The sequence below is a fragment of the Sulfobacillus sp. TH-112 genome (assembly GCF_057473405.1).
On the sequence record NZ_JBYCKN010000051.1, the window covers coordinates 1 to 11,259 of the forward strand.

The following is an 11,259-nucleotide window of genomic DNA, read 5'->3' on the forward strand; positions in this document are numbered from 1 at the left end:
AAAATTGTTCCAGGGCTGCTTAAGCAGCCCTTAACTTTACTCCTCGATCTGCCATACAGTGTGAGACTGGGACTGTCAATAAGTCTGAGACTTAACAGTACTCGAAAATCGCCTGTTGCGCCGCCGCCCGGGTGGGCCAGCGATCGAGATAAATTAACTCTTTTTTGAGCAGACTATGCCAAGACTCGATGCACGCATTATCCCAACAGTTGCCCTTGCGGCTCATACTGGCTGTCATGTGCGCCCTGGAGAGCCGGTCCCGGTAGGCTTGGGCCGCATACTGACTCCCGCGATCCGAGTGATGGAGTACGCCCTCGGGAGGCTGATTCACGTACTCCCCCCTGAATCGAGCGGAACATGCCACCATGGCCGGTTCACCTTGTTCCGCTCAACATTGATAAAGTCAAAAACGGGTTCGACTGTTTTGGCTAACTTTGTTTGTCATGGGTTTAACTAATGACGTTGGTCTTAGTCCCCCCGAAAACGGGGGTTTTTTAGTACCATAAGGGAGGATGTCGAAAAATAAAGAACCGAGGGCTCAAAAGGTTAGGGCCTTTCCCTCGGTTCCGTTAGGTGTGAATCTATGGGTATTATAGCGCTTTCCATTTCGAGTCGCCAACAAGCCAACGGGCTGACCGATCCCGATGATCCCGCATGTCCAGTGGATCCGGGACATCCTTTGGTGAAAAACGGGCATTATTGGCGGCATGCGGATACTCTCCCCCCGACAAGTTGTTGGCCATTCTACGCTATCAATGTCGTGCCTGTGGCACGACGTATAGTGCTTTGCTGTATGATTTGCGTCCTTACAGTCGGGCGACGTGGGCGGTCACGCTGGCGGCGGGGCTCTTGTGGCGCGTGGAACACGGCTGGACGGTGGCTGACTGTCTCCAGTGGCTGGAGAGCCACGGATTCCCCTACCACCAGCGGACATTGGAACGATGGGCCGTGCGGTGGCAGACCGCCCTGCCGATTATCGTGCAGGTGGCCGTGCAATGGATTGCCCGGCACCATGGCACCCGGGCGATGGCGGCATTCCCGGGATACGACGAGACCAGTTGGCAGCATTGGCGTCGCCTTTGGCACGCCGTTCGCCAATCCCTCGGGATTGGTCATGGCGGCTGGGTCGGCACAAGTGTTCTCTGGGGATGGCTCTCCTGGCGGTCATCCACGACCTCTTCAATCATTCGTCGCCCGGGATTACGCTCCGCTACATCGGGATTAACCGCGATCAGCGCGATGCGGTGTACCTATCGTTGGATCTCTGAGGAACGACAGAGAGTTAGCGCAAATCATCCGGGAACCATTCCGGCAAGACACCTTTGGGCACCGTCCGACGGGCATTGCCACCCGCCCAGCGCGGGGTTTCTTGGGGCGTCCCCAACAGAATCAAGGTCCAAAACCGTTCCATCGGTGGGGGCAGCATCGTGGCATGCCCGGGCTCCGCAATCCACGCCTGAATGGGTTCCCAATCATACACCCGGAATAACCATTCCCAATCCTCGACGGATCCGTCGGACAAGACCGTGGGAATAATCATCGCGGCGTGGCGATCGGTGTCCAACCGATCTGCATGATAGCGATAGAAAAGCCGTTGAATGGAGGGTGGCAACATCATAACCGGGGACCTCGCGGGGGCGACGGGCGCAGTCGCTGAGCGGCCCAAGTCTGCACCTGCTGCGTCAAATCCCGCGTGATCGTCTCAAATGATTGCGGCGTCACTAAGAGGCTCAACGCGCTATCACGATCCGGGAGATCCTGCGTATAGGTGAGCTGTTGAAGAAACAACCGGGGGGAAAAGGCCTCGTGATAGGTTTCCCGGGCCAGGCGCATGAGATCATCCAGGGACACAAGCCCTCGGGTCAACACGGCATGCAGATCCAGATAGTCGCGCGCCTGCGCACGGCGGCCCACCGTATACGCTTTTTGCACCGCCACATCCCGAGCGTCCGCGACCGCTATCCCCCGCCATGGATGATAGTCAAAGTGGTGAGGAAACGGATAGGCCAACAGCGTGACGGACACCGCGTCAAGTCGCCATTGAATTTGTTCGGGCGTGTTCAGTTCCCACTCAACCGTCCCAAAGCGTGTCAAGATGTCGTCTATCCCGGTCAGAGGAGGTAATGTTCCCAGGGGACGTCGAGTAAAGAAATCCAAATCTCGCGACTGCCGGTGCCCGAGATGCAAGGCTAATGCGGTGCCGCCCGCCAAATAGAATTGATCCATGACGGGCCATTGTGCCAATAGACCCGCGACCTGAGCCGTGCCTGCGGGAAGGAGATCCTCGCGCAACCTACCCACCTCCGTCCCTATGTATTATAGCCGTTTACCTGATTTTGCGCTCCGGGTTCCCCGGAATTCTACCCCGGGCGGATATTACGACTGGCGACCGTGGAGGTCATGGACGTAAGCATTTCGCAAGAATGATAGCACGTCTGGGGGATCCACGCGTGTCGACCATGTGTCCGTGTCTTGGGCATTCGAACCGCTGCTGCGCCCAACACGCCGGCACGATAGATGTCAAAAACCCGGGCCGCCATCTCATGAGAGAAGCCGCAGCTTCATGGCACCTGGATTCCTGCGAAACCTGCGTTCGTACCAATGCTATCCAAATCATGAGCACATCGCCGGACGCTTCATCCAAGAAAGAGGTGCATCGCCAATACCCCGGCCGCCATAACGAACCCGCCCACTAACCACCACTTTTGCGAAATCCCGAGAAAACCCTGGGCGGGGTTTGTATCACACGTCCATCCCTGCTCCAGCATCTGCACAATGTCCTCGGCCCACACGCTCGCATCGCGAGCGGTGATCGGAACACCAAACTCCGCCGTGTCCAACGGCCACAGGCCTGCTAAAAGACGGTACCAAGCCCTATCGGACTCCGTATCCCGCGCGGCCACCCAGCCCATCGAATCGCCGCCGTGAATGACGGCCCAACCCAGTAATCCCTGCTCTTGGGATACCAGGCGATGGCGCTCCAACGTCTCTTCCAGGGCAAATTCTTTGAGGGGATGTGCGGGCGTCTCAGCATACAGGATCAGCTGAGCGCGATGTTTGTACCAGACCATCCCCAGGCGATCCGCGATGAGGGCCAAAGCCGGTTGCGACCGAAATTGTTCTAATTCGCGTAACCACATGTCATGCCATTCTCGCCGGGAACGCCGGCGTATGAGAAGAGCTTTTTCATGGGCTAAGCGCTCCGCAGTCTTTTGATCATCATGGCGAATGCGAGCGACAATCAGATCATCGGGTGCCAATGGAGACGTCTCCTTTCGCATGTCGGTGGCGTATAAAGCAATCTCCTGATTGCCCTCAGCGCACACCACTAACAATCGACGTCAACGATTGCAAAAACATCGTCCGCTTCCGTCATAACCTCGATCGCGGAAGCAGCATAACCCATAGATTTCCATTGCACCGCATCGACTGCGTCGATGCGTTCTCCGTGCGCGTCGCGCTCAACCCAATTTGCGGCCGTGTCGAGTGCATGACCGACGTCATCGACCTCCACGGTGATCCAACCATCCACCGGAGCAGACGCGGTCAACCGGATACGAAACTTTGGCATATATCTATCCCCTCTCAATCAATCACGGTAAATTCCCAACCGCGCCGCCCGACATTCCACCGGCAAGCAAGCCCCCAGAGACCCTGCTTTCGTCCTTCGATAAACATCGCATCTCGGGCTTCACGCGAATACACATAAACTCGGGCATCGCTATCGGTACGGGATGCTAACCACCGAAGGTGGTCCTTAATTTTGTACTCGATCATTACTTCGTAATCCGTCATCTGAGTCATTCGCATCGCCTCCTCTACGGACAATTGGTGTCCCATTGTACAAGCCACCCCCCCGCCCAGCGCGGGGTTTCTTGGAGCGTCCCCAACAGAATCAAGGTCCAAAACCGTTCCATCGGTGGGGGCAGCATCGTGGCATGCCCGGGCTCTGCAATCCACGCCTTGTATTCGTTGGATTTGTTGCGTCCGTCATAAAACTTGGGTAAACTACGCATAGAAAGAAAGATGCACGCCACCCGGTTGGTGTCCGGATGACGTGCAGAGCTCCGTCAGTCTGCGATCGATTAGCAGGGTTCTACATGAGACTCATCGTAATCCGCCGGGCTACTATCCCGTGCGGATTACTTTTTGCGACGCCAGAACAGCCATCGCCCAACCAAACCGACAATCACCACCGCGACTGGCACAGTCAGATGGAGGCTCATCGCACCACCTCCCTCCGGATCGACTCACCGAAATCGGTGGCAGATCGCAGACCCGGCACGCCGGGGGGAGGTCGATCGGGGCTTTTTCAGCCCGCTCACGTTCAGTATACCGTCCGCCCAGCGGGCGGACTAGTCATCAGGCACGAACGCCGGATGCGTTCGTGTTGGCGCTAATGCTATCTGTCATTGGTGTAACTAAAATGGCTGACACCATAGTCCCCAGGACCCGACCCACTCAGTTGGCATATTGGCTTGGATTCAGGTAAGAAAAAACCCCCGTTGCGGAGCAACGGAGGTATGCGGGAGACGAACTAGGGGTTGTCGATGAGCGCTAACCATCGCTCCCGTTCTTGGCGATCTCGAGGCCAAGGTTGTTGCGGTATCCGCTGGGGATTATACCAATGCCAAAACGCATAAAAGCGATACAACGTTTCGATCTGCGACGCGACAGCGGCCGGCGCCACGGAGGTAGCCAATTGGCACAGAGCCCAGTGCTGCCAAACGTCCGGGGTGGTGTCTGTCCAGTCATAGCCCATAATCCGCAGCCACGTCCATACGTGGGCCAATTGGCGGGCCCAGCGGCGCAAGCGTCGGGGCGGAACATCCTGCTAGGCCCAGAAGGTGAGAAATGTATGACAGCCGACATCCTGGAATCCTTGCGGATCCCACACGGTGACCCAGGGCTGATGTGACGAGCGCTGCACGATAAAGTCGCCATAGGGGCTCATGCGTCATCCCGCCATTCTCGCACCGCGTGTTGGACATGAGGCTCGTCTACATGTCGGCGTGCTGACTTTCCGCGTCCCACACACACAAGGCGACCGTGGCCAACTGGTTAATCACGCGCGGCAAGCCGCGCGAATGGACCGCTAATACGGTGAGCGCCGAGGGGGTAAACAGCACCCGCTCGACCCCCGCTTGACGGCATTGATGGGCGACGTAGGACGCGGTATCCGCTTCGGTGAGCCCGGTTAGGTGAAACCGTAACCCGATTCGCTGATGAATCGCCTCGAAAATCTTGAGGCGCAGTGTGGCCCACAGATCCGGTTGACCCACCAGAATACAGGTAAACGGCGTGAGCGCATCCATGCCGGTGTTGAGGACATAGCGAAGTTCCTGAACCATCGCACTCGGGAGTCCCTGGGCTTCATCGATGATGAGGACGGGCGCTTGATGCTGGTGGTGATACAGGCCCGTCATCAGCGTCACAAACTGGCGCCGGGCCTGGGGTCGATGAAACGGCGCGACGACGCCCCAGGCGTCCAAGACCGTCTGATAGAAATCGTAGGGTGTCAGATGGGAGTCGGCGAGATAGCAAAGCGGATGGCGCTGGGGATCCAATTGGGCCGCGAGATAGCGCGTCGCGCTGGATTTGCCGGCGCCGATGTCGCCGGTCACGACTCCGAAGAGCCGTTGATCGACCATCACCTGCAGGCGAGCCGCGAGTTCCGTTAATTGTGGGCTCATGAAGAGCTCACTCACCCCAAGATCCTTTTGAAACGGTCGCGTGGTGAATCCCCAATAACTAGTGGGCATCAGGGGGCACTTGGCTTCTCCGAGGACACGCTCGATCGGATGTGGATGGCGGCTCACGAAGGTCTTTCCATAATGACTCCGAGGCTTTGGTGGCAATCAATGAGAGACGACGCCCAATCGGAAGGCCATTCGAGGGATGTCCTGACGCCTCCTGATCGAGGTGACTAGCCCTTTGAGCAGCCCTCGGCGCGTGAAATTTACCAAAACCTGGATCATGGCGGAATATTTACGAATCGTTGCCATGCCCCGGCCATGCATCATGATCTGCTGGCTGAAATCACGCGGTTGCAAGAACAGACCACTCAACTAGAAGCGCACCTCTCTAAAAAATCTCCATCGTGGTGGCCGTGGCGACGATAAAAAGCCTTTTTCATCAAGATGTACTTAAAATTGACGCAAAAGGGACGGGGCTGTCCCAAAAGGCATTAGGTTAACGAGGTAAAGCACCTACGAAAAATGTTACAGGATCAACAAAATCCGCCTTTTTTGGTACGATCTTCGTAAGAGAAGATTTTTCCGAAAGGCGGTTTTTGGAATGGCGGACCAAGCAGAGCAATTAGTGATGGCAGGATTGCCGCAGCCCCAAGAGGTATCGACCGATCGTCCACGAGGGTTTCGCCAGTTTCGACCCTACCGGCAAGACCAATTATTTTTGCCCATGGACTTTTCGGATATGATTGCTTCTCATCACGTCGTCCGCGTCGTCAACGACGCGGTGGATCAACTCAGTGACGCGGTGTTTGAAGACGTCTATCCCGGCGGCGGGCGACCGCCCTATCACCCCAAGCTCATGGCCAAGATTTTAGTCTATGCGTATACGCAACGCCTGTACTCGTCTCGCCAAATTGCGAAAGCTGTGCGCGAGCAGCTTCCCTTCCTCTGGTTAACGGGCCGCCAAGCCCCGGATTTTCGGACGATCAACCGGTTTCGGGGCGAGCGGATGAAGACCATCGTGGACGACGTGTTTACGGGGATCCTCACCTTGCTGATTGAGCAAGGCTATGTGACGTTGGACGCCTATTTCCTGGATGGCACCAAGATGGAGGCGAATGCCAACCGGTATACCTATGTATGGAAGAAAAGCATCGAAGGGTACCGGGGGACATTGGAGATCGCCATTCGGGAGCTCGTGCGACAGATTGAGGCCATCGTGCAAGCGGAGAATGCGGAATACGGCGACCGGGATTTGCCCGAAGTCGATCCCCAACCGATCACCGCGGAGGCCTTGGCCGCCCAACTCGCCCAGTGGGAAGACCGGTTGCGGCCGCAACCGGCCGAGGATGAGCCGGGGCTCCCAGCGCCCACGGAGACCACCACCGCGACCAAATCGGCGCCCCCGAAGCGGCCGGCCGACTCGGCTGCGGATCACGTCACTGAGGCGCGCACAACGAATCAGGACGTCACCGCGAAGGTTGCCACGCCCATTCTGTCATTGTCCCCCGACCAGCGGAAGCAGGCGCACCGCCTCCTGAAGAAGCTCCGTCACGAGAGCCTCCCCCGTCTTGAGAAATATGAGAAACAACAGGAGATCCTCGGGGATCGAAACAGCTTCAGCAAGACCGATCCCGATGCCACCTTTATGCGCATGAAAGATGACCATCTCAACAAAGGACAGCTCAAACCGGCCTACAACGTGCAAATTGGAACAGAGAATCAATTCATCATCGGGTTTAGTGTGCATCAACGCCCGGGCGATATGCGCTGCCTCATTCCCCACTTGGACCACCTTCAGCAGCAACTGGGTCGGTTACCTCAGACCATCGTGGCGGATGCCGGCTACGGCAGCGAGGAAAATTATGCGTATCTCGACAAGCACCGCCGCACGGCGGTGGTTAAAGTCAATACCTACCGTCTCGAGAGAACCAAGAAATGGAAAGCCCAGATTCAACGCGTCGACAATTGGACCTATGACGAGACTACCGATGCGTGGGTGTGCCCCGCGGAGAAACGTCTCGCCTTTGTTCGCACAAAAGAAGAAACCACCGAGAGTGGATACGTGGTGCAACTACCGCGAATATCAAGCCCACGACTGTCCCACATGCGCCCTGCGTGACCAATGTACCAAGGCGACGTATCGGTCCATCAGTGTCAGCCCCACACTCCTCCGTTACAAACAGCAAGTCCGCGACCAATTGGCCAGTGAATCGGGGGCGGCATTAATGAAACGCCGTGGGATTGAGGTGGAAAGCGTATTCGGACAGATTAAAGAAGACCGCCGATTCCGGCGGTTCTTGTTACGCGGGTTGGACAAAGTGAAAACCGAATGGGGACTCCTCAGTATCGCCCATAACCTCCTGAAGCAGACCGCCCTTCAAGGATAACCTGGCGGGCCATTTTTTCCTCCCCATCCTGACCCCGCCGATGCCGTCCGAAAAAAGCCTGCCCCTTTTGGGACAGCCCCGAGGTCACCGCCTCTCCCGAAACACCACGCTCGATGATGATTCGAGAGTAACCGGAAGGGTCATGATAGCGTTATTTTAAGGTATGACTCAGAGATGTTCGGTCTTGGAGCTTGGAAGAGGGGTTTTTTATGTGACATCAGAAACTGTTAATGGTCGGAGGATTACGGGGTTTGTGTAGCAACCGTACCAAAAACTGGAATAAACTCGAAACCGTTGCTCCATAAAGGTTTTAATGTGGGACGGGAAAGCTTGATGATGCGGATTCAGAGAGTTTTTCTCGCAAAATATGCTCTCAACACGTACCATTAAAGAGGTAGCGCCCGTGGCACCGATCCTGAATCCGCGGGGTAACTTGGGAGACTCTGATGACGTTATCCTCAGGGAATCACCGTTGCACGGAATAGATCTTGGGGGGTGGAACATGAAGCATCATTGCATATTAATTTTGGGAGGATTACTCGGGGCTTTATCCCTGACAGGATGTGGTCTGAGCGGAGCTAGCGGCCATTCTGCACGGTCTCAAACAGGATTGACAGTATTGCCCCCACGCTTGCAGCGCATTCACATGATGTCGGCTGAAGATGGGTGGGCTTTAAGCGCTACGGACGTTTATCACACCCAAGACGGAGGCCGACGTTGGACCCGGGTGCGGGCGCTTCCGCTACCCTCTCAGCGGTTGATGCCGGCACAATGGGCTTTTGTGGATGCCACAGAAGCCATAATGGTCTATAGCCAACGCAATGGTAACATTGTCCAACAACAGACCTTCAATAGTGGCCGCTCTTGGACTCGACGTACGATTGCCTCCCCGTTTGGCCACTTTGGGGGATCGCCGGTACCCACGCAGATTACGTTTCTGACACCGCAACACGGGTGGTTGTTGCTCGCCCCGATTCAAGGAATGAATTCCGCCAATGGAGCTCTCCTAAATACCGTCAATGGAGGAGAATCGTGGACTGTTACCGTCAGAAATACGACCACGAATGCGACTCCGCCATTGGGTCGTGCCACTGTGCAGTTTACGAGTGTGGCGCAGGGGTGGTTAGTGGCCTCCGCGACATCGACCACTCCCGCCGCTCTGTATCGGACGAACGACGCGGGAACCCAATGGCAATCGGAAGTGTCGTGGATTCGTCCAGATCAAAATAATCTGTTGATGCCCCTAATTCAACACGAATCGCAAGTGTTACTACCGAGTATTCTTACGTCTCGGACCGGTACCATTAAAGGAATGACGTTCTGGAGATCGGACACGGCTGGCACCACATGGACAGCCAATCTGCAGCCCGTGTTGCCAGTAATGCTCAATAACGAGGACCACTTTGTCCACCCGGATTTTGTGTCGCTCACGACCGGATGGGCCGCCGGATCGCATGGGTTGCTCCATACCACGGACGCTGGGCACCATTGGGTAAGTCAAACGGTGAATCCCAAAGGGATAACCCTACCCCCATCGGCTCGGATTCAAACGATCCAATTTGTCTCAACCCGTGTCGGGACGGTGTTTGTCGCCACACCACACTTTAACCGCGAATGGTTGCTCGTAACGAAAGACAGCGGTCAACAGTGGCACATTATTTTTAAGAAATTATAGCCATCATGGCATTTAACGCTCCATGATGGCTATAAGATAACCCCCTTCAAAATTTCCATTACGCTTGAGTTGGATTCGATGAAGGATCGGTAGAGTATGAACTGTCTAAGTCAACATTATTAATGGTGACCACTCCATTAGAAATGTTACATCCCTGAGCGTATTGAAGGCTTTTAGCTGCAGAATACGCAACATCGGGCGCAGGCGTAGGAAATGGCGTATTTGTTACACAACCTTGGATCGAAAGATCAAACGTCCATATGGTCACATTACTTGCCCCTACAGCATTGGATATTTGCTGAGCAGTTTGATCATAAGAACAATAAACCCCAGCCCAATACCCAGTGTTGTTATTCACTTCAGCTACCCATGCACTTACATAATCGACAAAACCTGATGGCAGTAATCCTCCTAACTCAATGTCTAGAAATACTACTGCCAACGTAGGAAATCCTGCCGCTTGCATAAGAGCTGCTGCGTTTTGCCCATCTGCTGTTCCTTGCGCTGACGTTAAATTGCTACAAGAGGGACACTCGCTATCATCATCTTGTTGCCCGACATAAATCGGTAAAAATCCCCATCCTTGAGATTTTAGAGCGGACCTTACGCTACTAGGATCGCTGGGCGGCATCCATGAACTGGATGAATGACAACAAGGTCCAGCAATCGTATCGGTACCTCCAAGATAGAATCCCGTAAACCACATATTAGTGTTGGAAAACAAATCCTGCATCTCCGTCTGGCCAGGATAAGCGCTCCGATCCATCCCGGCATAAACTGTCGTAGCAGTGGAACTGCGTATTTGGGCCTTTCCTTGAGGCTTTTTCGATAAAATAGACATGTAAAATCCTCCTTTCGTGAATCTATTTTTAGCGTATACCCCGAATCTGACACTTATCGGACAATAACCTGCACCTTATCTGCACCTTATCTGTCATTGTGTGCTGTTATCTGAATAGGATAGACAATCTGATCAATGAGAGGAAGATCGCTGCGTGTCCACGCCCGAGGGTAATACCAAGACATAGCCGACATCCCGCCGGGTCAGGAGGACCTGGGGGTGACGCGGATCGGGTTCGATGGCGCCACGAATGCGATGCATATGCCGATAAAGGTGGGGCATGGCAACGATTCGTTTCTAGCACTATCACTAGCCATATATTGGTATTTCCTGGCTCTCACGAAGGTCTTTCCATAATGACTCCGAGGCTTTGGTGGCACACAATGAGAGACGACGCCCAATCGGAAGGCCATTCGAGGGATGTCCTGACGCCTCCTGATCGAGGTGACTAGCCCTTTGGGCAGCCCTCGGCGCGTGAAATTTACCAAAACCTGGATTATGGCGGAATATTTACGAATCGTTGCCATGCCTCTTATAGTGTCCGTAGAGGGGGCTAGACAATACGATCTAACCCCCGTTAAGTGAACACGAGCGATCTCTCTCGACGATTTTCGTAATATTGCATGGCTTTCCGTGGTTTCCACGACCGCTCACGGCGCA

The 11,259-nt window shown here is 55.1% G+C and carries 12 protein-coding genes and 1 pseudogene; 4 read left to right on the forward strand and 9 right to left on the reverse strand.

Annotated features, from left to right (window positions below):
* Positions 1-97: 97 nt before the first annotated feature.
* A pseudogene (locus tag ACOJWD_RS03295) lies at positions 98-319 on the reverse strand (IS3 family transposase); the annotation flags it as partial.
* 676 nt (positions 320-995) lie between these two features.
* Between ACOJWD_RS03295 and ACOJWD_RS03300 the strand changes: the two are divergent.
* Positions 996-1,268, forward strand: a complete 273-nt coding sequence (locus tag ACOJWD_RS03300) for a hypothetical protein (RefSeq protein ID WP_486991796.1) — start codon at positions 996-998, stop codon at positions 1,266-1,268.
* Positions 1,269-1,282: 14 nt separating this feature from the next.
* Here the strand turns inward: ACOJWD_RS03300 and ACOJWD_RS03305 are convergent, their stop codons facing one another.
* The 7 genes from ACOJWD_RS03305 to ACOJWD_RS03335 all read right to left on the reverse strand — a co-directional run bounded on the left by ACOJWD_RS03305 (position 1,283) and on the right by ACOJWD_RS03335 (position 5,819).
* On the reverse strand, positions 1,283-1,618 hold the full coding sequence (locus ACOJWD_RS03305; protein ID WP_486991797.1) for a DUF6922 domain-containing protein: 336 nt from the start codon (positions 1,616-1,618) through the stop codon (positions 1,283-1,285).
* Positions 1,615-2,292: a nucleotidyl transferase AbiEii/AbiGii toxin family protein gene (locus ACOJWD_RS03310; RefSeq protein ID WP_486991798.1), complete on the reverse strand. Its 678-nt coding sequence runs from the start codon at positions 2,290-2,292 to the stop codon at positions 1,615-1,617. The genes ACOJWD_RS03305 and ACOJWD_RS03310 overlap by 4 nt, the downstream gene beginning before the upstream one ends.
* A gap of 344 nt (positions 2,293-2,636) precedes the next feature.
* The gene (locus ACOJWD_RS03315) at positions 2,637-3,260 is read right to left on the reverse strand and encodes a hypothetical protein (protein ID WP_486991799.1); all 624 of its coding nucleotides are present in this window, start codon (positions 3,258-3,260) and stop codon (positions 2,637-2,639) included.
* Positions 3,261-3,328: 68 nt separating this feature from the next.
* On the reverse strand, positions 3,329-3,571 hold the full coding sequence (locus ACOJWD_RS03320; RefSeq protein WP_486991800.1) for a hypothetical protein: 243 nt from the start codon (positions 3,569-3,571) through the stop codon (positions 3,329-3,331).
* A 14-nt stretch (positions 3,572-3,585) separates the two neighbouring features.
* Positions 3,586-3,804, reverse strand: a complete 219-nt coding sequence (locus tag ACOJWD_RS03325) for a hypothetical protein (RefSeq protein ID WP_486991801.1) — start codon at positions 3,802-3,804, stop codon at positions 3,586-3,588.
* A 733-nt stretch (positions 3,805-4,537) separates the two neighbouring features.
* Positions 4,538-4,813, reverse strand: coding sequence for a hypothetical protein (locus ACOJWD_RS03330; RefSeq protein ID WP_486991802.1), 276 nt, complete (start codon positions 4,811-4,813; stop codon positions 4,538-4,540).
* A 187-nt stretch (positions 4,814-5,000) separates the two neighbouring features.
* Complete coding sequence (locus ACOJWD_RS03335) at positions 5,001-5,819, reverse strand: ExeA family protein (RefSeq protein ID WP_486991803.1); 819 nt, start codon at positions 5,817-5,819, stop codon at positions 5,001-5,003.
* A gap of 505 nt (positions 5,820-6,324) precedes the next feature.
* Here ACOJWD_RS03335 and ACOJWD_RS03340 point away from each other — a divergent pair.
* From ACOJWD_RS03340 to ACOJWD_RS03350, 3 genes are all read left to right on the forward strand, one after another.
* The gene (locus tag ACOJWD_RS03340; RefSeq protein WP_486991807.1) at positions 6,325-7,815 is read left to right on the forward strand and encodes an IS1182 family transposase; all 1,491 of its coding nucleotides are present in this window, start codon (positions 6,325-6,327) and stop codon (positions 7,813-7,815) included.
* Positions 7,751-8,083: a transposase gene (locus tag ACOJWD_RS03345; protein ID WP_486991804.1), complete on the forward strand. Its 333-nt coding sequence runs from the start codon at positions 7,751-7,753 to the stop codon at positions 8,081-8,083. The genes ACOJWD_RS03340 and ACOJWD_RS03345 overlap by 65 nt, the downstream gene beginning before the upstream one ends.
* Positions 8,084-8,585: 502 nt before the next feature.
* On the forward strand, positions 8,586-9,758 hold the full coding sequence (locus tag ACOJWD_RS03350; protein WP_486991805.1) for a sialidase family protein: 1,173 nt from the start codon (positions 8,586-8,588) through the stop codon (positions 9,756-9,758).
* Positions 9,759-9,816: 58 nt separating this feature from the next.
* Here the strand turns inward: ACOJWD_RS03350 and ACOJWD_RS03355 are convergent, their stop codons facing one another.
* The gene (locus tag ACOJWD_RS03355) at positions 9,817-10,599 is read right to left on the reverse strand and encodes a glycoside hydrolase domain-containing protein (RefSeq protein WP_486991806.1); all 783 of its coding nucleotides are present in this window, start codon (positions 10,597-10,599) and stop codon (positions 9,817-9,819) included.
* Between the last annotated feature and the right edge of the window lie 660 nt (positions 10,600-11,259).